Origin of the sequence: Halalkalicoccus paucihalophilus (assembly GCF_001593955.1) — an archaeon.
Classification (GTDB): Archaea; Halobacteriota; Halobacteria; order Halobacteriales; family Halalkalicoccaceae; genus Halalkalicoccus; species Halalkalicoccus paucihalophilus.
The window spans coordinates 15,072-33,814 of record NZ_LTAZ01000005.1 but is presented as its reverse complement, the minus strand read 5'-3'; the positions used below and the strand labels follow the sequence as shown (position 1 = coordinate 33,814).

Here is an 18,743-nt window from a genome sequence, read left to right as displayed (position 1 = left end):
AGCACTTTCGAGGCGATAACGCTGTCGCGGCCCGCGGGTGGGAAACCCTGATACTCCCGCTCTCCGAATCGACTGCCATGAGCGAACAACCGTGGATCGACCGGATCGTCGGCGACCGGATGGCCGTCGACCGGGAGTTCACCGAGCGGGTCAACCGATCCCGTTTTTCGAGCCAGCAGTGGGGCCTGATCATGACCGCGACCGAGTTCGAGATCCGTGATCCGGCCGATCCCGAGCGCGCACAACTGGTCGCCAACACCGAGAAACTCCCCCAGATCATGCCCGAACTCGAGCGGATCGACGCACAGGTGCAGGCCGCGGGCGGCGCGGGCGGAGCGTCTGGCGGCGGCTCCTCGGGAGGCGTTCTCGATTCCATCAAGGGTGCGCTCGGCCTCGGCGGTGGCGGCGCGAACGACGAGGACCGGCAGGCGGCCGAAGCGCTCGTCGCCGAGTATGCCGACCGGTTACAACAGCGCCTCGAAGAACAGGGCAAGTGGGCGTCGACCTGTGAGGCGGCCAGCTAGAACTCGTCGCCGGCGTGGTGCAGGCTCATCTCGCCCGCCTCGTAGATGTTGATGAGCTCGTTGACGAGTTCGTCGTAGGATTCGTCCTCCTCGCGGAGCATGTCGAGTCGGTCTACGGTTTCGTCCTCGAGGTCGATCTGTGGCATACTCGCGTCTTCGCCGTCCGTCGTTGTAAGTGTTGGCGACGCGCCCCGGACCGAACCAGCAGGCATTTGACCCCCCGACCGCGAAAAACAGGCAGTTTGGACAATGGGAGAGGACCGGGCCAGCTTCGTCGAGTACGGTATCGAGGACAGACCACCGCTTTTCGAATCGATCCTTTTGGGGTTTCAGCACTACCTCACGATGGTCGGGGCGAACATCGCTGTGCCGCTCATCCTCGCGGGAGCGATGGGGATGCCCGCCGGGGTCACCGCCCGGTTCGTCGGCACCTTTTTCGTCGTCAGCGGGGTCGCGACGCTCGCCCAGACCACGCTGGGAAACCGTTATCCCATCGTCCAGGGCGCACCCTTCTCCATGCTCGCACCCGCGCTGGCGATCATCGCCGTCGTCGGAACCATCCCGGGCGAACCGAGCTGGCAGACCGACCTGCGCTACCTGCAGGGGGCGATCATCGTCGCGGCGTTCGTCCAGATCGCCATCGGCTATCTCGGACTCATCGGCCGCCTTCGCAGGTTCCTTTCCCCCGTGGTGATCGCCCCCACCATTGCGCTGATCGGGCTGGCGCTGTTCGACGCCCCACAGATCACCGCCGCGAATCAGGACTGGCTCCTGTTGGGGCTCACAGTGGGGCTGATCGTCCTCTTTTCACAGTACCTCAAGACCCGGGCCCGCGCGTTTCAACTCTTTCCGGTTATCCTCGGAATCGCCATCGCGTGGGTGTTCGCCGCCGTCCTCTCGATGGCGGGGTTTTACACGCCCGACTCGCCGGGCTACGTCGCACTCGGACAGGTCGCTTCGGCCCCTGCCCTGATGCCGATCTACCCCTTCCAGTGGGGCGTGCCCCGCTTCGAGTTCGCCCTCGTGGTCGGCATGATCGCCGGGGTGCTCGCCTCGGTAATCGAGAGCTTCGGGGACTATCAGGCCGTTGCCCGACTCACCGGTGCGGGCGCACCCAGCGAGAAGCGCATCAACCACGGGATCGGTATGGAGGGGCTCATGAACGTCTTTTCGGGGATCATGGGCACCGGCGGCTCGACCTCCTATTCGGAGAACATCGGCGCGATCGGTCTGACCGGAGTGGCTTCCCGCTACGTCGTGCAGGTCGGGGCGGCGATCATGCTCGTGGTCGGGTTCGTGGGGTATTTCGGCCAACTCGTCGCGACCATCCCCGACCCGATCGTCGGCGGCCTCTTCCTCGCGATGTTCGGTCAGATCGTCGCGGTGGGGATCTCGACGTTGAAACACGTCGACCTCGATTCTCAACGAAACGTCTTCATCGTCGGCTTCTCGCTGTTCGTCGGCCTCGCGATCCCCCAGTACATGGCGAACTTCGAGAGCGCGGCGGCCTTCCGCGAACTCGCCGCCGGGGTCGCTCCCGTTCTCGGGTCGCCGCTCGTGGCCGACACCGTCTTCGTCATCGGCGGCACCGGGATGGCCGTCGGCGGGCTGGTGGCGCTCGTGTTGGACAACACGATCCCCGGCACCCGGCGGGAGCGCGGGCTCGAAGAGTGGGACGAGCGCACCGAGGACGAAAGCGAGTTCCGGAGCGCGTGGGAGCGCTTCCGACAGACGGCGGATTGAACCGACGCGATCCGCGTGCCGTCGGCGTTACTCGGTGAAAAACGACGCCCTCACGCCGGTTGGGGCGTCTTCCGTTCCGTTTCCATGAGCGTCTTGAGGTTCGCGAGCATCGTTTCGACCTCGCGTTCGTTGTACTTCCTCACGACGGGTCTGAGAACCCTATCGAGCACTCTCGACGGAAACGCCACGTCCATCACGCAGGTAAAGTGCGTTCCGCCGTCCGCCGGCTCGAAGGTGTAGTGCATGCTCCCCTCGACGTCGCCGCTCATCTCGTAGACGCGCCGTTCGTTCGGGACGAACTCGATGTCCTCGAAGCGTCCCTCGATCGGGATGCCGACCATTTTGAACCGGAACTCCCCTCGGTGGCCGCCGCTCGGTAGCTCCTCGACGTTCTCGATCCTGTGGAGGCTCGGCATCACGTTCAGGTGGTTCTCCGGTGATGCCATGTACTCGAAGACCGCTTTGTGCTCTGCGTCGATCCAGACGTCTCTCTCGATTCTGACCATTACTGTTCTCCGTGGATGACCGATCCCACGCTCGTCGCGTTCGAATCCGGTGATCCGACGAACTATATGGCGCGCTGAGAGCATAAACGCTGCTGTCCCGGGCGACCGGATCCAGACCCCCGTTGCGCTTCAGGCCGCTTCTCGCCACTTGATCGAACAGCCCCTCGATGGGCGCTCCTCGACGGTGACCGCCTCGCCTCCCAGCACTGATTCGATGGCCTCCCGAAGGTCGTGTTCGGTCGGCTCCGCGTCGGGGTCGTGGGCGTCGTCCACCCGGCCGTGGTAGGCCAGTCGGAACTCCCCTTCCTCCGCTCGAAACAGGAACGGATCCGGCGTGCAGACCGCGCCGTAGGAGCGCGCGACCTCCTGGGATTCGTCGCGCAGGTAGGCGTCGTAGGCGACGGTGCCCGCCTCGACGAGTTCCGTCATTCGCTCGAAGGAGTCCTCGGGATACGTCTCGGCGTCGTTGGGGTTGATGCCGACGACCGCCACGTCGTCGTACTCGGCCGCGATGTCGTTCAGCGGCTCTATCTTCGCCTTCGCGTACGGACAGTGGTTGCAGGTGAAGACCACGAGGAGGGCGTCGCGGTCCGCGAAGTCGTCTACCGAGTACGTCTCGCCGTCGGTTCCGGGAAGCTCGAACGCGGGGGCCGGGTCGCCGCGTTCGAGGTCGCTGTCGGACGCTTGAAGTGCCATACCGTCTCTGGGGCCGACGGGGACAAAAGCGTTCACTCGCTCACTCGACGGCGGTGAAATAGACCGCCAGAACGGCGAAGCCGATCCCGGCGACTTTCCGCGCGGTGATCGGTTCGTCGAGCGTGACGAACCCGACGAGCGAACTCGTGACGATGAACATCCCGAAGACCGGGACGACGACGCTGACCGGCCCCATCGAGAGCGCCCGATAATAGGCGAGGATTCCCACGGCCAGACAGATCCCCGCGGCGTACATGTAAGGAGCGTCCGGATGTGTGAGGTACTCCCTGACGGGTTCGTTCGAGAAGGCGACCACCGCACCGGCGGCGACCACGAGCATGGAATTCGAGACGATGACCGCGACGTCACTCGGCACCTCCGTCGTCGCGATGCTCATTAACGGGGCGACGAACGTGTAGGCGAGCAGGGCTACGAGCGCCCACAGCAGGTAGTTCATACGGGAGCTATCCGTGCCGGTTCGGTATGCGTTGCGATCCTGGCAGGGGCGAATATCCGGCTAGAGGGAAGCCTTATTCCCCCGCGGTCGGCTCTCCCTGTATGGAGCCGAAACGCGAACTGCTCGAGGCCCTCTGTGCGAACGCCCGCACCGACACGGCGGACCTCGCGCGCCAGACCGGCCTCTCGGAGAGCGAGGTCGAGGCGGCCATCGCCGACCTCGAAGGAGAGGGGACGATCCGGGGCTATCAGGCGATCGTCGACTGGGAGGAAGTCGACGAGGACCACGCCCGCGCCGCCGTCGAACTCAACGTGACCCTCGACCGCGAGACGGGCTACGCGGAGGTCTCCGAGCGCCTCGCGAAGTTCCCCGAGGTCTCCTCGCTGCACCTCGTCAGCGGGAACTACGACTTTTTGATGATCGTCGAGGCGAGCTCGGTGCGGAGGATCTCGCGGTTCGTCAGCGAGAAGGTCGCGCCCGTCCCCGAGGTGACCCAGACGGTGACCCACTTCGTGATGGAGACCTACAAGGAGGGCGGCATCGAGATGAACGGCGACGACGACGACGACCGTCTGTCGGTCTCGCCATGAGACGATCGTCGAGAAAGAGGAGGTGGTTCCCGTGAACACGGGCGCAGTGGCGCTGCTCCCTGCTAACGAGGACCTCACGAGGTGGTCCTCGTGAAGACCTCCGAGCGCGTCGGGCGGGTCCCGCCCTCGGGGATCCGGAAGTTCTTCGAACTCGCGGAGGAGCGCGAGGACGTCATCTCGTTGGGCGTGGGCGAACCCGACTTCTCCGCGCCGTGGGCCGCCCGCGACGCCGCCATCGCCTCGTTGGAGCGCGGACAGACCTCGTATACGGCGAATCGGGGCATGCGCGAACTCCGTGAGGCGATCGCGGACCACTGTGCGGACCGCTACGACCTCGACTACGACCCCGGCGAGGAGGTGCTGGTGACCACGGGCGTCAGCGAGGGCGTCGACGTGGCGCTGCGGGCACTGGTCGACCCCGGCGACCGGGTCGCGATGGTCGATCCCTCCTATGTCTCCTACCGGCCGGGCGTACTACTGGCGGACGGCGAACCCCTGCCCGTGCGCACCCGCGAGGAAGAGCACTTCCGCCTGACGTACGACGCCCTCCAGCGCGCGGGCGCGAGCGAGGCCGACCTGCTGATACTGTGTTATCCGAACAACCCCACGGGCGCGGTGATGCGCGAGGAACATCTCGAACCCGTCGCCGAGTTCTGCCGGGAACACGACCTCCGGGTGCTCTCGGACGAGATCTACGCCGATCTGACCTACGAGGGCGAGCACACCTCGATCGCGACCCTCGACGGGATGCGCGAGCGTACGATCGTGTTCAACGGTTTTTCGAAGGCCTACGCTATGACCGGGCTTCGACTGGGCTACGCGCTCGGACCCGCAGAGGGGATCTCGGCGATGAACCGCATCCACCAGTACTCTATGTTGTCGGCGCCGACGACCGCCCAGCACGCCGCCCTCGAAGCCCTCGAGAGTTGTGAGGAGGACGTCGAGGAGATGGTGAGGGCGTTCAACCGTCGCCGCCGATTCGTTCTGTCTCGGTTTTCGGAGATGGGACTGGATTGTTTCGAGGCCAAGGGCGCCTTCTACGTCTTCCCCGAGGTGCCCGGCAACGACGGGACGTTCGCGGAGGGCCTCCTCGAAGAGCAGGGCGTGGCGGTCGTTCCCGGTTCGGTCTTCGGCGGGGCCGGCGAGGGCCATCTCAGGATCTCCTACGCTAGCGGCCTTCCCCAGTTGAAGGAGGCGATGAACCGGATGGAAGCGTTCCTCGCCTGACCGACGGTTGGTCCGTTTCGTACCGGAGGACCACGCTGTTGCCGGCCGATATCCGGCGTCGAGTGCGCCTCACGGCGACGTTTCGACGATCAGACGCTCGAACCGGTCCGATCCATGACACGGCGAGTAGCCCGATCCCTGTGGGGAGTCGGCGTGGTCGTCCGCGACGATCGTATGACCGGAACGACAGTAGTGTTCGATGGCCAGTCGCGAGACCTCCGCGCGACCGCATCCGTCGTCCGTGCTCGCGGTCCAGTCACAGTCGGTGCAGTGGAGGGTGATACGGTCCCTTCGGGATCGACCCGCCTGAAGGGTGTCTATGGGATACCAAGGGGGATTAAGACGACACCGATAGCGTATTTTCCATCCCCGTCCGTGAACCGAGCATGATTCGGCTCCTCTCGGATACGGATGTCGCCGCGCTGCTCGATCTCGAGGAACTCCTCCCCGTCATCGAGAAGGCGTTTCTCGCACAGGGTCGTGGCGAGGTCGAACGGCCCGAGCGCCCGCATTTCCCCCTCGGTATCGGACTGGAGTCGGACGAACCGCTCGGCACTGGGCTGACGATGCCCGCCTACGTCCACGGCGAGGAGTGCTACGCGACGAAACTCGCGAGCGTCCATCCGGGCAACCCGAAGCGAGGAGTGGCGACGGTGAACGCCCAGATCGCCGTCACCGACGCCCGGACGGGAGCACCACAGGCGTACATGGACGGGACGCGGGTTACGGGCGCCCGAACGGGCTGTATCGGCGGGTTGGCCGCCCGCTATCTGGTGGATGACCCGCTCACAGTGGGCGTCATCGGCGCGGGCACGCAGGCACGCTGGGGGAGTCGTGCGATCGCCGCCGGAAGTGCGGTCGATCTGGTCAAGATCTACTCGCCGAGCGATTCGAAAGAGCGGTGTGCGGCGGATCTCGCGGACCGGGGGATCCCCGCCGAGGCCGTCGCCACCCCCGAGGGAGCCGTCTCCGGTTCCGACGTGGTCCTGACGGCGACTCCGAGCGAACAGCCAGTGTTTCCGGGCAATGTACTAGAATCGGACGCGCTGGTCGTCGCGGTCGGGGCCTACGACGAGGGGATGCGCGAACTGGACGCCGAAACGATCGAGCGGGCCGAGGCGGTGCTGGCGGACGTCCCCGAGGAGGCGATCCACACGGGCGATCTGTGCGACAGTGGGCTCGACCTCGAGGACCTCGTCCCCCTTTCGGACGTGTTCGAGGGCGACTTTTCGCGCCCGGCGGGGATCGTGGTCCTCTGTAGCGTCGGTTCCGCCGTCTTGGACGCCGCGACCGCCGGCCATCTGGTCGAACGGGCGGAAGAAACCGGCCGTGGAACGACCGCCTCGCTCCGCTAACGTTTATGCGCGAATCGGTGTATGGTACGTGTGGACATGAAGAAACTGATCAACGAACCGGGTGCGGTCGTCGACGAGATGCTCGACGGAATGGTCGCGGCGTACCCCGAGGCGCTCGCCCGACTCGACGGGACGAACGTACTGGTCCGCGCGGACGCACCCGTCGAGGGGAAGGTGGGGATCGTCTCGGGGGGCGGCAGCGGGCACGAACCGACCCACGCGGGCTACATCGGCGACGGGATGCTCGACGGCGCGGCCGCGGGCGAGGTGTTCACCTCCCCGACGGCCGACCAACTGGGTGAGATGATTCAGGCCTGTGACGCCGGCGAGGGCGTCCTCTGTGTCGTGAAGAACTACGAGGGCGACGTGATGAACTTCGAGACCGGGATCGAACTCGCGGAGATGGAGTCGGACGTGGAAGTCACATACGTCGTCGTCGACGACGACGTGGCCGTCGAGGACTCGCTCTATACCTCGGGGCGCCGAGGCGTCTGCGGGACGATCTTCGTCCACAAGGCCGCGGGCGCGAAGGCCGCCCAGGGCGGGGACCTCGCGGAGGTCGAGCGCGTCGCCCAGAAGGTCGTCGACCGGGTGGGAACGATGGGGATGGCGCTGACCTCGTGTACGACCCCCGAGAAGGGAGAACCCACGTTCGACCTCCCGGAGGACGAGATCGAACTCGGAATCGGCATCCACGGCGAACCCGGCATCGAGCGCACGGAGGTCATGGACGCCGATTCGGTGACGGAGCACCTGACCGAGCGGGTGCTCGAGGACCTCGAACTCGACGCAGGTGCGCGGGTCGCCACCATCGTCAACGGCATGGGCGGGACCCCGCAGATGGAGCTGTTCGTCGTCAATCGCCGGCTGCAAGAGATCCTTGGCGAGCGCGACATCGAGACGTGGGACGCGTGGGTCGGCGACTACATGACCTCGCTAGACATGGCCGGCTGTTCGATCACCCTCCTCGAACTCGACGACGAACTCGAGGAGTTGCTCTCCCATCCGGTCGAGACGCCCGCGCTGACCGTCCGGGACGACTGACGGCCCTAACGGGCGTTCGTCCACACCGTGTTCGTCCACCTCGTCTCGAGCGAGAGCGGGACACAAACGCTTTCTCGCCGGCGCGCCCTTCCACAGCCAATGGCGGAGACAGACACACAGCGCGAGGCGGTGCTCACGGCAGTCGAACGGGTCACGGACCGGATCGCCGAGGAGAAAGGGCATCTCACCGACTTGGACTCGGCGATCGGCGACGCCGACCACGGGGCGAACCTCGACCGGGGCTTCGGGAAGGCGCTCGCGGCCGTCGAGGACAGCGAGGACGACCCGGCCGAGATCGTAAAGACCGTCGGGGTGACGCTGGTCTCGGCCGTCGGCGGGGCGTCGGGCCCGCTCTACGGCGGGTCGATTATGACCGCGAGCCAGGAGCTGGAAGGGGGTATCACCGCCGACTCGTCGGTGGCGTTCGCCGAGGCGTACCTCAAGAAGGTCAAAGACAGGGGCGGGGCGCGCATCGGCGACAAGACCATGGTCGACGCGCTCACTCCCGCGGTCCACACCTACAAGAAGTCGATCGAGGAGGACGAGCTCTCCCCAGTAACGGCGCTTTCGAAGGCGGTCGACGCCGCCGAGCGCGGGGTCCGCTTTACGACGCCGATCCGCGCTAACAAGGGTCGGGCCTCCTATCTCGGCTGGCGCTCGGTCGGCCACCCCGATCCCGGCGCGACGAGCACCCTCTATATCATGGAGGAACTGCTCGCCGTCGCGAGCGAGTACTGTGAGGGCGACGTCGAGACCGACGCCGAAGCCGACCAGTCGCCCGAGGAGACGCCCGGCGAGGGGGCGGAGTGATGGTCGGACTGGTCGTCGTCTCCCACAGTTCGAAAGCGGCCGAGGGGATCTGTGAGATCGCCGCCGAGATGGGCGGCGAGGACGCGTCCATCGTCCCCGCCGGGGGCACCGAGGACGGCCGCGTCGGCACGAGCGCCGACCTGATTCGGGCGGCCATCGAGGAGGCCGGCCAGTCCGGCCCGGTCGTCGTCCTCGTCGATCTGGGAAGCGCGGTGATGAACGCCGAACTCGCCATCGAGATGGGCGACGTCGAGGCGGTCATCGCCGACGCGCCCGTTCTGGAGGGGGCGCTCAACGCGGCCGCCACCGCGGCGGGCTCGAAGGCGACGCTGGAGTCGGTCCGGGAGGCCGCCGAGAACGCCGCCGGCGTCTCGAAGACCTAAGGGGCTAGTCGAGTTCGTGCTCGAGGACCGCCCGGAGGTCCCGAATCGCCTCGAACTCGTAGTCGATGGTGCCCGCGCCCGTCTCGACCGTGAGCGTGCCGTCGTCGGTCGCCCTTCCCAGTCGCGTCGTCGGAGCGATACCCTCGAAGGCCGCGGCTACCCCGTCGGGATCGGTCGTCTCGACCAGCGCCCGGCCAGCGCGCTCGTTGAACAGGGTCCCGATCGGGTCGCCATCGAGGGTGACGCTCGCGCCCGCCCCTCGAGAGACCATCTCCGCGAGCGTCACGGCCAGCCCGCCGTGGCTCGCGTCGTGGACCGCGAGGGTTTCCTCTCGGTCGGCGACCGCCGCGAGCGTCTCGATCAGTTCTCCCGAGCGATCGGGGACCGTCGGGAACCGGTCGGTGCCACCGGACTGTGCGAGCAGTTCCGAGCCGCCCAGCGGTCCCTCGGATCGGCCGACCAGTACGATCTCGCCCTCGCCCGAGAGCCCGGTCGGCGGGGCGTCGTATCCCTCGCGACTGGCGACCATCGCGAGCGTCGGGGTCGGCGGGATTGGGCCCGCGACCGAATCGTTGTACAGCGAGACGTTCCCGCCGACGACCGGGACCGAGAGATCCGAACAGGCGTCGGCGAGCCCCGAGACGATCCCCCTGAACTCGCCGTAGACCTCGGGGTTCTCGGGATTGGCGCCGTTGAGACAGTCCACAGCGGCAAGCGGACTCGCCCCCTTCGCCGCGAGGTTGGTCGCGTTCTCGACGGCGACCGCCCGCGCGCCCTCGTAGGGGTTCGCGGCGGTCCAGGTGGGATCCGCGCCCGCCGAGACCGCCAGTCCCGTGCCCGTCTCGCGGATCGCAAGCACGGCGGCGTCGTCGCCGGGTTTCACGGCCGTGCGTACGCCGACCTCGTGGTCGTACTGCCGGTAGACCCACTCCTTGCTCGCGGTGTTCGGACTCGAAACGACAGACTCGAACGCCGCCTCCAACCCGACGTCGGGCAGGTCGCGGTTCGCCGGCTCGGGTTTGGGTTCGACGTGGTCGAGGTCGTTCATCGGCGCGCCGTCGGCGAGGAACTCTGGAGGGACGTCGACGACCGTCTCACGTCCTCGCGGTTCGCTTTTCTCACCGCTCGAGTCATCCGAGGCGTGTCGCGCCTCGCTCCTCTCGAAGGTGCAGGTGTAGTTCCCCTCGGTTACCTCCCCGATAACCGAACAGCCGAGATCGAAACGTTCTGCGATCTCTCGCACTCGCTCGACGTTCTCGGGACGCACCTCGTAGCACATCCGTTCCTGGGACTCGCCGAGCAGGATTTCCATCGGGTTCATGTTCGGTTCGCGCTGGTGTACGCTGTTCAAATCGATGTCGGCACCGAACCCGCCCTTCGCGACGAGTTCCGAGGACGCGCCGCCCAGTCCCGCCGCACCGAGATCGCGCGCGGACTCGATCAGCCCTTCCTCTACCAGTACCTCGTTGGCCTCGATCAGCAGCTTCTCCGCGTAGGGGTCGCCGACCTGCACCGCGGGGCGGTCCTCGGTTTCGGCGTCCTCCGCTAAGTCCTCGCTCGCGAAACTCGCACCGCCGAGGCCATCGCGGCCAGTCGCGTTTCCGACGAGGACGAGCTCGTTGCCCGCCCGCTGGGCTTTCGCGGTGATCAGCCGATCCGGCGAGAGCAGACCGACGCAGGCGACGTTTACGAGGGGGTTGCCCTCGTAGTCGGGGTGAAAAGCGAGGCTTCCCCCCACCGTCGGCACGCCGATGGCGTTGCCGTAGTCGGAGATCCCGTCGACGATTCCATCGAGGAGGTATCGGGAATGCTCGCGGTCGAACCCGCCGAAGTACAGCGAGTCCGTCAGCGCGATCGGATACGCGCCCATCGAGAGGGTGTCCCGGACGATGCCGCCGACGCCGGTGGCTGCCCCGTCGTAGGGGTCGACGTAGGAGGGGTGATTGTGGCTCTCGATACCCAGCGTGATGTACGTCTCGCTGTTCGCGCCGTCGGGGTCAGGAAGCGCGACGACCGCGGCGTCGTCGCCCGGCCCGATCACGACGTGCTCGCCCTCGCTCTCGAACGCCCCCAAGAGGGGCCGCGAGGAGCGATACGCGCAGTGTTCGCTCCAGAGGTTCTCGAACAGCGCGGCCTCCGCGCGCGTGGGTTCGCGGCCGAGTTCAGTGGTGATGATCTCGCGATCCGAGTCGGAGAGACTCATTCACTTCCGTGTTCAGCCGAGGGCGATAAATCGCTTTCTATATCCACGATCGTGCGTATCGCCGGATCGGGGCGTTTTTGCACACCCTCCTCCAAAGCGGGGTGTGCTCTCGGTCGAACTCCACGCCCACTCCGCCCTCTCGCACGACGGGCGGGATCCCGTGGACCTCCTCCTCGAACAGGCCAGCGCGGTCGGCCTCGACGCCATCGCGATCACCGACCACGACGAGATCGACGCGAGCCTCGAAGCCGCCGAACTCGCCCCCGAGTACGGGCTGATCGGGATCCCCGGAATCGAGATCTCCAGTAGCGCCGGCCACGTCCTCGGAATCGGGGTCGACGAACGGATCCCTCCCGGTCTGGCCTACGGGGAAACCATCGAGCGGATCCACGAGGCGGGCGGGATCGCCGTCGTCCCGCACCCGTTTCAGTCCTCACGCCACGGCGTCGGTGCGGAGGTCTCCCGGGACGAACTCGCACGGGCGGACGCCATCGAGATCTACAACTCGCGGCTCCTCACTGGTAGAGCCAACCGCAAAGCCGAGCGGTTCGCCCGCTCGCGGGGTCTGCCGATGACCGCCGGCAGCGACGCCCACATCAACGAGATGGTGGGACAGGCCGTCACGCGGGTCGGGACGCGTGGCGAGCGAAGCGTCGAGGCGATCCTCGAGGGTGTCCGCGGGGGGCGAACCTCGGTCGCCGGCAAACGCACCCCGTGGCGGATCAGCTTCCGACAGGCCGGCGGCGGGGCCAAACGCCGCGTGAAACGCCGTGTCGCCTCATTTTTCGGATGATCCACGGGGCCGATCCCGCGCTCGCCGAGCGAGCGATCGCCGATCGGGATCCGCTCCCTGGAACCCGCGGTTTCGCCGGACGGCTCCGCGACGGCAGGCTCGTCCGGGACGTCCTCGGACGCTACCCGCTGTTCGTCGAGCGTTCGGGCGAGGGTTGGGCGTTCTCGCCGACCGACCTCGACGAGCCGGTTTCGTTTCCGGCGGGACACGTCGACGACGAGCGCGTCTTTTCGCTGCCCGACCCGCCGGTATTCGAAACCGAACGCGAGGCGGTCGCGGCGGTCACGGACGCACTGGAGGCGAGCCTCGCACTCGATTCTACGGACCTAGTGGTCGCCTTCTCCGGCGGCGTCGACTCGGCGATCGTTGCCAGTGGCACGGATGCCCCGCTGTACGTCGTCGGCTTCGAGGGGAGCCACGACCTCGCCGCGGCCCGCGAGAGCGCGAGCGCCATGGGACGACCACTCACGGAAATCGAGTGTACCCACGCCGACATCGAGCGGGCAGTACCCGTTGTAGCGCGCGCGACGGGCCGTACGAACGCGATGGACGTGGGAATTGCGCTGTCGCTGTTTCTCGTCGCCGAGCGAGCCAGAGAGGACGGCTACGGCCGACTCGCGGTCGGTCAGGGCGCGGACGAGCTGTTCGGGGGCTACGAGAAGGTCGTCCGAGTAGATCACCGCGTCACTGCAGATTCCGTGCGGGGTGCGACCCGCGAGGTGATCGCCTCGCTGCCCGACCAACTCGAACGCGACATCCTTTCGATCAGGGCCGCCGGGGTCGAACCGATCGCACCGCTGCTCGACGATCGGGTGGTGCGGGCCGCGCTCCGCCTCGACGGGCCGATGCTGGCGACCGAGGGCGAACGAAAACGGGTCTTCAGACGTGCGGCCCGCGAGTTCGTCCCCCGAGAGGTCGCCGAGAGGAAGAAGAAAGCAGTTCAGTACGGCAGCCTGATCGCCCGCGAACTCGACCGACTCGCCCGGCAGGCGGGCTACAAGCGCCGGATGGACGACCACGTCACGCAGTACGTCGAGTCGCTACTCGAGTAGGGCGATCGCCTCACGACTCAGCTCAGTTACATCGGAGTCGAACCGTCCCGCGTCCAGTTCCTCGGACGTGACCCACTCCCACGCCTCGCTCGATTGCTCACCCTCGGCGGGATCGAGATCACGTGAGTCGGCCCGCCCGTAGTAGACGAAGTCGATATGCTGGTGGCCAACGCCCACCTCCGAAACGTTGATGTCTTCGAGCAGCAGGTGGGCGGGTTCCGGGAGCGACTCGACGGTCGGGGAGCTCACCCCGTCGTGCTCCTGCAGGAGATCCACGTCGAGGCCCGTCTCCTCGTGGACCTCCCGCGTTGCGGCCTCGTGGGGAAGCTCGTCCCGGTCGATGTGGCCGCCCGGCGGGAGCCACAGCCCCAACTTCTCGTGTTCGTGCAACAGGGTCGCACCGTCGTTGACGACGTAGACGGTCGCGACGAAGTGGCGTGTCGTCTCCATACCTCCCTTCGAATCCCGCGGCGGTTTGGCGGTTTCTATCCGTTCCGTTGGTCCGATCCGTCAGGCGGATGGACACCGTGTTTCCGGTCAAGGAACCCTCGCTCCGGGTCGCCGAGGTCGCGCTCCCGGAAGGCATCGAGACCCTCCTGATAGCGCGCTCGCGTGCGTTCGGCCGGCGCTTCGAGGACGAGTTCCGCGAGTCCCGTCTCCCGGCCGGTGTAGGAAAAGCCCGCCCGATAGCACGCCTCGTAGGCGAAGGGATTGTTGACGGCGATCCGTACGGTGTCGTATCCCCGCTTTCGCGCCCGGTTTCGGACGAACGCCAGCAGTCGAGGTCCGAGTCCCGCGCCCCGGTGGTCGGTGTGGGTCGTGATATACCGGATCCACAGCGTTTCGGGGTCGGTCCGGTCCTCGTTGAACGCGGCCGCGGCCCGGATCTCACCGGCCTCGCGGAGCACGGCCTTGCCGGTGTTGGTCATGACGAACTTCCCGGCGTAGCTGAAGAGACGATAATCGAGTTCGAGTTTCGGCCCGTCGGGCGGCCAGCCGAGCAGTTCGAGTTCCATACACCCCGTTGGCCCCCGGGCGTGTTGAGCGATGTGGAACCGGGAGACACATGGCACTGCCGGGAGAACGCCCCGATATGGCCGCTGTCACACGGTTCGACCGCTCGGCGGTAACGGTCGTGTTGGTCGTCGTCGATCTGGCGATCATCACCGCCCAGCTCTCGGCCGGACTGGTCGTCCACGGCACCGACCCGCTGGCCACCCCACTCTATACGGCCGAGACGGTGGTACCCTTCCTGCTCGGCTGGCTGCTGGTCGCCCCGCTGCTCGGTGTCTACACCGCCCGCATCCGGGAGTCGCTTGTTGAAACGGCGCTCGCCGTGGGTTTCGCGTGGATCGTCGCCGCGCTGATCGGTGTCGGACTGCGTGCGACCCCGTGGCTGGTCGGGGGTGCACCGCCCGCCTTCGTCCTCGTCACCGTCGGAACGGGGCTTGCGACCCTGCTTCCGTGGCGACTGCTCGTGACCGCACTCACCCGGACACGCGAGTAAGCGAACCGTCGTATACCTCGAATCGAACGGTCTATCGACCGATCCGTCCTCCGGTCCGAATCCCGTCTCAAACGGCTGTTTTACCGCTGCTATTTCGGATGGCTACTCATAACGTATGTAGTTGGGACTGCAAAGTAATTCGAGGATGATCGCACAGTTACGGGAAGACTATACAACTGATAGACAAAACAGTTATAAGGATGTAGTCCATAGATTGTGATAGATTATGACGTCTTATTACGATTTGATCCTCGGGCTCATTCCACTCGCACTGCTCGGCATCGGCGGAACGCTGACCCTGCTGGGTCTTCAGCTGACACTGGCGATCCCGGCGGCCGCATCGATCGCCATCGCGCTGATCGGTCACGCGCTGTTCGTTAACGACCCGACAGCGCCCGAGCAGACGACAGCACCGGCCCCATCCCAGCCGTCGACCGAATAGACCGCAAACCGTTTCCTTATCGGCCGTCGAACGACCGCGTATGACTCACGCACTGTTTCTCACGAGCGACGACCTCGTTGACCTCGCCGACCCCAGCGACTACGTCGCGGCCGTCCGCGAGGGCTACCGCCAGCGCGGCGAGGGTGCGCCCGCCGAACCCCGAACCAAACTCGTCAACGGCGATCCGCCGGGTATGCTGACGGGATACATGGCGATCCTTCCCGAGACGGGCGCGATGGGCGGCTACACCTACGGCGCGGGCTTCGTGGAGCGCGACGCGTGGTTCGTTACTCCCCTCTTCGACGCCGAGAGCGGCGAGCCGCTCGCGGTCCTCGACGGCGCGTACCTGAACCCGTTCAAGACCGGTGCGACGGGTGCGCTCGGCGTCGACGCGCTCGCCCGCGAGGACGCGAGCACGCTGGGGCTGATCGGTAGCGGCACGCAGGCCCGCGGACAACTTCGGGCGGTCGCTACCGTCCGTGATCTCGATTCGGTTCGGGTGTACTCGACGACCCGCGAGAACCGGGAAGAATTCGCACGGGAGATGGCGAACGACCTCGGACTGGACGTCGAGGCGGTCGAATCCAGCACCGACGCGGTCTCGGGTGCCGATATCGTGATCACGGCGACCAACGCTTCCGAACCGGTATTCGACGGCGACTTGCTGGAGCCGGGCACCCACGTCACCGCGATGGGGCGGTACGACGCCGAGAAACACGAACTCGACGCGACGACCGTCTCGCGCGCGAAGTACGTCCTCGATCTCGGGGCACGAGCCGACCGCGACGCCGGCTCGCTACTGGCTGCGATCGAGGACGGGACCGTCGGACCGGATCACGTCCACGGCGAACTCGGCGAGGTCCTCGTCGGGGCGGTTCCGGGCCGCGAGAGCGACGAGGAGATCACCGTCTTCGACAGCGGCGGCACCGGTATCGAGACGGTCGCGGCCGCTCACATGCTCTACGAGCGCGCCCGTGAGGCGGGGCTCGGTACGGAAATCGAGTTCGCACCGGCCAGCGACGCGATGGACGGCTGAACGGCGCATCCCGAAACGGACGCACGGTCCGTGAGTGGCGACGCCCCGTCAGATAGCGGGTCCGGCCTCGCCACGACGACGGCTATCTTGCTCCCATGCGACGATTTAACCCGGTCGGGACGCGTCGTTCGTGTCGATGTCGCACGTGGGACGGGTCTACTACGGCTGGGTCGTCGTCGCCGCCTGCTTTCTGGGCTCGTTCGTCGTCTTCGGTCTCTCCTACTCCTTCGGCGTGTTCTTCGAGCCGATCCTCGAGGAATTCGGCCGCTCGCGGGGCGTCACATCGGTCGCGTTCGGCGTCCAGTCGTTGATGCTCTACCTCGGCGCGGTCGTCATCGGCGTGCTAGTCGATCGGTACGGGACCCGCCGGATGCTCGCGGTCGGGACCGTCGTCCTCGGGATCGGACTGGCCGGGACCAGCCAGGCCCGGTCGCTCCCCGCCCTCGTACTCACCTACGGGGTCGTCACCGGGCTCGGGATGAGCGTCCTGTTCGTCGTCTCCTACGCGACCGTCCCCCGGTGGTTCGACCGCCGCCAGGGGCTCGCGGGTGGCCTCGCATCCGCCGGCCTCGGGATGGGAATGGTCGTCGTCGCGCCCGCCGCGGACGCGCTCATCGTTCGGTTGGGCTGGCGGTCCGCGTTGCTGGTACTCGCCGCCTGTGCGGTGGCGTTGCTGGTGGTCGCCATCGCCGCCGTCCGCGACGAACCCGCGCCCGAGCAGGTCCCCGACCGCGAGTTCGCCGACGGGTTTCAAGCGAGTCAGCGCGTCGGCCTCCACGAACGGCTCACCGATGTGCGAACGATCGCCCGTTCTCCCGCCTTCCTCGCGCAGTTCCTCGGCTGGTTGCTGATCTACACGACGCTCTACGTCGTCCTCTCGCACCTCGTCGTTCACATCGTCGACCTCGGCCTCTCGCGGACGGTCGGCGCCACCGCCGTGGCGCTCATCGGCGGGGCGAGCGTCGTGGGTCGGGTGACGATCGGCCACGCCGCCGACCGGGTCGGTCGGGTGTCGACGTTCGTCGTCTGCTCGGCGACCATGGGGGCCGCGACGATCACGTTACCCGCCCTCGACACCGCGGCGACGCTTCTCGCCTTCGCGTTCGTCTACGGCCTCGCCTACGGGGGCAACGGCGCGCTGCTCGCGCCGCTCACCGCCGACCTGTTCGGCCGGTCGAACATCAACGCCGTCTTCGGGCTGGTGTCGGTCTCGCTCGGCATCTCGGGGCTCGTCTCGCCGTACGTCGCCGGCGCGGGCCACGACGCTATCGGGACCTACTCCCCGGCGTTCGTCGCTGCCGGCCTCCTCGCGCTGGCCGGCGCCGTCGCGATCGCCGTCGCGGGTCGTCTCAGCGCGTGACGCTACAGCCCGATCGCCTGTGTGAGCGTCAGCCCGCTCGCGAGCGCACCCACCAGATAGCCCGCGATGGCCCCACTGTTCAAGAGGGGAAGTCCGGCGTGAGCGCGCCCCTGAAGCACCGCCCACAACAGGACGAGAAGCCCGATGAGCATGCCGATCATCCCACCGAGCGCGGGGACCGTGAGAGCGAGCCCCGGAACGGCGAGTGAGGGTGTCGAAACGAAAAACGCGGCGCTGGCGATCAGGATCGTCGGGATCACGGCGTCGCCCAGCCCGATGAAAAAGGCGTCCCGGTCCCCGTTTTCGGCGGCCGGTTCGTCGGTTCCCTCGCCCCCCTCACGCTCGCTGTGGTCGCCGTCCGCACCGTCGTCGAGAAACGAGTAGCCCGGTGAGACGGGCACGATCAGGAGGACGGGCACCTTGATGTCCATGACGCTGTCGGCGAGCGAGAGCATGTGTTTCGTACCGTAGACACTGATGGCGTCGTAGACCGCGAGCACCGCCAGGAGGACGAGCGCGGGGAGGATCCCGAAGGTGATGCCGAACAGCCCCGCCGCGCCCGCGCCCATCACCACGCCGGCAGCGTCGATGACGTACCACTCGGGATAGGCGATCAGTCCCACGCCGATAGCGAGCGCGCCGAGGGCGGCCGGAACGTTGAGTCCACCGACCGACAGCACCGGCGGGACGACGACCACGAGGACGTACCACGAGAGGAGGACGCTCGCGAGGACGACCATCCCGCGGATCAGCCATTCGAGATCGAACTTGAACGCCGCGAGCATCAGCCCCGTGGCGACGAGGATCGCACCGATGTACAGGAACGAATTGGTCGGGTCCTCGGGGTTCTCGACGGCCTGCAGGCCCGCCGACTGGAACGGCTCGACCAGCGCGAGCGCGCCGAGCTGGATCGTAAGAAAGAGCGCGACCGTTCCGGCGACGGCGATCGACACGCGACGACGCTGCTTCATACCTCCCGGTTTCGCGCGCGGACCTTTGGGGTTTCCGTTCGTCG

At 66.9% G+C, this 18,743-nt stretch carries 22 protein-coding genes; 14 read left to right on the top strand and 8 right to left on the bottom strand.

Annotated elements, in window-relative coordinates; genetic code table 11:
• The first annotated feature begins 77 nt into the window (after positions 1 to 77).
• Complete coding sequence (locus tag HAPAU_RS09610) at positions 78 to 524, top strand: DUF5799 family protein (protein WP_066382065.1); 447 nt, start codon at positions 78 to 80, stop codon at positions 522 to 524.
• On the opposite strand, the gene HAPAU_RS21640 is transcribed toward HAPAU_RS09610, so the two are convergent.
• Entirely contained in the window at positions 521 to 670 is a 150-nt protein-coding gene (locus HAPAU_RS21640) for a DUF7557 family protein (protein ID WP_169802640.1), read from the bottom strand. The genes HAPAU_RS09610 and HAPAU_RS21640 overlap by 4 nt on opposite strands.
• A gap of 103 nt (positions 671 to 773) precedes the next feature.
• On the opposite strand from HAPAU_RS21640, the gene HAPAU_RS09605 reads away from it, so the two are divergent.
• Complete coding sequence (locus tag HAPAU_RS09605) at positions 774 to 2,267, top strand: uracil-xanthine permease family protein (protein WP_066382063.1); 1,494 nt, start codon at positions 774 to 776, stop codon at positions 2,265 to 2,267.
• 50 nt (positions 2,268 to 2,317) lie between these two features.
• On the opposite strand, the gene HAPAU_RS09600 is transcribed toward HAPAU_RS09605, so the two are convergent.
• The 3 genes from HAPAU_RS09600 to HAPAU_RS09590 all read right to left on the bottom strand — a co-directional run bounded on the left by HAPAU_RS09600 (position 2,318) and on the right by HAPAU_RS09590 (position 3,926).
• Positions 2,318 to 2,773 (bottom strand): SRPBCC family protein, encoded by a 456-nt coding sequence (locus tag HAPAU_RS09600; RefSeq protein ID WP_084383691.1) that lies wholly within the window; start codon positions 2,771 to 2,773, stop codon positions 2,318 to 2,320.
• 129 nt (positions 2,774 to 2,902) lie between these two features.
• The gene (locus HAPAU_RS09595; RefSeq protein ID WP_066382061.1) at positions 2,903 to 3,469 is read right to left on the bottom strand and encodes a thioredoxin family protein; all 567 of its coding nucleotides are present in this window, start codon (positions 3,467 to 3,469) and stop codon (positions 2,903 to 2,905) included.
• A gap of 40 nt (positions 3,470 to 3,509) precedes the next feature.
• Positions 3,510 to 3,926: an EamA family transporter gene (locus HAPAU_RS09590; protein WP_066382060.1), complete on the bottom strand. Its 417-nt coding sequence runs from the start codon at positions 3,924 to 3,926 to the stop codon at positions 3,510 to 3,512.
• 101 nt (positions 3,927 to 4,027) lie between these two features.
• Here HAPAU_RS09590 and HAPAU_RS09585 point away from each other — a divergent pair, with 101 nt between their 5' ends.
• The 6 genes from HAPAU_RS09585 (at position 4,028) to dhaM (ending at position 9,335) form a co-directional block, all read left to right on the top strand.
• A complete protein-coding gene (locus HAPAU_RS09585) occupies positions 4,028 to 4,516 on the top strand; it encodes an Lrp/AsnC family transcriptional regulator (protein WP_066382059.1) in 489 nt (162 codons plus the stop codon).
• Positions 4,517 to 4,597: 81 nt separating this feature from the next.
• Positions 4,598 to 5,743: a pyridoxal phosphate-dependent aminotransferase gene (locus tag HAPAU_RS09580; protein WP_066382058.1), complete on the top strand. Its 1,146-nt coding sequence runs from the start codon at positions 4,598 to 4,600 to the stop codon at positions 5,741 to 5,743.
• Between the two features lie 386 nt (positions 5,744 to 6,129).
• A complete protein-coding gene (locus tag HAPAU_RS09575) occupies positions 6,130 to 7,098 on the top strand; it encodes an ornithine cyclodeaminase family protein (RefSeq protein WP_066382056.1) in 969 nt (322 codons plus the stop codon).
• Positions 7,099 to 7,134: 36 nt separating this feature from the next.
• Positions 7,135 to 8,142 carry a dihydroxyacetone kinase subunit DhaK gene (gene dhaK / locus HAPAU_RS09570; RefSeq protein WP_066382053.1) on the top strand — a complete coding sequence of 336 codons (1,008 nt, stop codon included), beginning with the start codon at positions 7,135 to 7,137 and terminating at the stop codon, positions 8,140 to 8,142.
• Between the two features lie 99 nt (positions 8,143 to 8,241).
• The gene (gene dhaL / locus HAPAU_RS09565) at positions 8,242 to 8,952 is read left to right on the top strand and encodes a dihydroxyacetone kinase subunit DhaL (RefSeq protein ID WP_066382051.1); all 711 of its coding nucleotides are present in this window, start codon (positions 8,242 to 8,244) and stop codon (positions 8,950 to 8,952) included.
• Entirely contained in the window at positions 8,952 to 9,335 is a 384-nt protein-coding gene (dhaM, locus tag HAPAU_RS09560; protein ID WP_066382050.1) for a dihydroxyacetone kinase phosphoryl donor subunit DhaM, read from the top strand. Before dhaL ends, dhaM begins: the two co-directional genes overlap by 1 nt.
• 4 nt (positions 9,336 to 9,339) lie before the next feature.
• Here dhaM and purL read toward each other — a convergent pair whose 3' ends face one another.
• Positions 9,340 to 11,538, bottom strand: coding sequence for a phosphoribosylformylglycinamidine synthase subunit PurL (gene purL, locus HAPAU_RS09555; protein WP_066382048.1), 2,199 nt, complete (start codon positions 11,536 to 11,538; stop codon positions 9,340 to 9,342).
• Between the two features lie 103 nt (positions 11,539 to 11,641).
• Between purL and HAPAU_RS09550 the strand changes: the two genes are divergently transcribed.
• Positions 11,642 to 12,331 carry a CehA/McbA family metallohydrolase gene (locus HAPAU_RS09550; protein ID WP_066382046.1) on the top strand — a complete coding sequence of 230 codons (690 nt, stop codon included), beginning with the start codon at positions 11,642 to 11,644 and terminating at the stop codon, positions 12,329 to 12,331.
• Positions 12,328 to 13,383: an asparagine synthase C-terminal domain-containing protein gene (locus HAPAU_RS09545; protein ID WP_066382044.1), complete on the top strand. Its 1,056-nt coding sequence runs from the start codon at positions 12,328 to 12,330 to the stop codon at positions 13,381 to 13,383. The genes HAPAU_RS09550 and HAPAU_RS09545 overlap by 4 nt, the downstream gene beginning before the upstream one ends.
• On the opposite strand, the gene HAPAU_RS09540 is transcribed toward HAPAU_RS09545, so the two are convergent.
• The gene (locus HAPAU_RS09540) at positions 13,372 to 13,833 is read right to left on the bottom strand and encodes an NUDIX hydrolase (protein WP_066382042.1); all 462 of its coding nucleotides are present in this window, start codon (positions 13,831 to 13,833) and stop codon (positions 13,372 to 13,374) included. The two genes, HAPAU_RS09545 and HAPAU_RS09540, sit on opposite strands and share 12 nt — an antisense overlap.
• A gap of 35 nt (positions 13,834 to 13,868) precedes the next feature.
• Positions 13,869 to 14,399 (bottom strand): GNAT family N-acetyltransferase, encoded by a 531-nt coding sequence (locus HAPAU_RS09535; RefSeq protein WP_066382040.1) that lies wholly within the window; start codon positions 14,397 to 14,399, stop codon positions 13,869 to 13,871.
• A 50-nt stretch (positions 14,400 to 14,449) separates the two neighbouring features.
• Here HAPAU_RS09535 and HAPAU_RS09530 point away from each other — a divergent pair, with 50 nt between their 5' ends.
• The 4 genes from HAPAU_RS09530 (at position 14,450) to HAPAU_RS09515 (ending at position 17,728) form a co-directional block, all read left to right on the top strand.
• Positions 14,450 to 14,890 carry a DUF3054 domain-containing protein gene (locus HAPAU_RS09530; protein WP_245634069.1) on the top strand — a complete coding sequence of 147 codons (441 nt, stop codon included), beginning with the start codon at positions 14,450 to 14,452 and terminating at the stop codon, positions 14,888 to 14,890.
• Between the two features lie 226 nt (positions 14,891 to 15,116).
• Entirely contained in the window at positions 15,117 to 15,332 is a 216-nt protein-coding gene (locus tag HAPAU_RS09525) for a hypothetical protein (protein ID WP_066382031.1), read from the top strand.
• Positions 15,333 to 15,372: 40 nt separating this feature from the next.
• Positions 15,373 to 16,368 carry an ornithine cyclodeaminase family protein gene (locus HAPAU_RS09520; RefSeq protein ID WP_066382030.1) on the top strand — a complete coding sequence of 332 codons (996 nt, stop codon included), beginning with the start codon at positions 15,373 to 15,375 and terminating at the stop codon, positions 16,366 to 16,368.
• A 136-nt stretch (positions 16,369 to 16,504) separates the two neighbouring features.
• The gene (locus HAPAU_RS09515) at positions 16,505 to 17,728 is read left to right on the top strand and encodes an MFS transporter (RefSeq protein WP_066382029.1); all 1,224 of its coding nucleotides are present in this window, start codon (positions 16,505 to 16,507) and stop codon (positions 17,726 to 17,728) included.
• Positions 17,729 to 17,730: 2 nt separating this feature from the next.
• On the opposite strand, the gene HAPAU_RS09510 is transcribed toward HAPAU_RS09515, so the two are convergent.
• Positions 17,731 to 18,699 carry a presenilin family intramembrane aspartyl protease PSH gene (locus tag HAPAU_RS09510; RefSeq protein ID WP_066382027.1) on the bottom strand — a complete coding sequence of 323 codons (969 nt, stop codon included), beginning with the start codon at positions 18,697 to 18,699 and terminating at the stop codon, positions 17,731 to 17,733.
• Positions 18,700 to 18,743 lie beyond the last annotated feature (44 nt).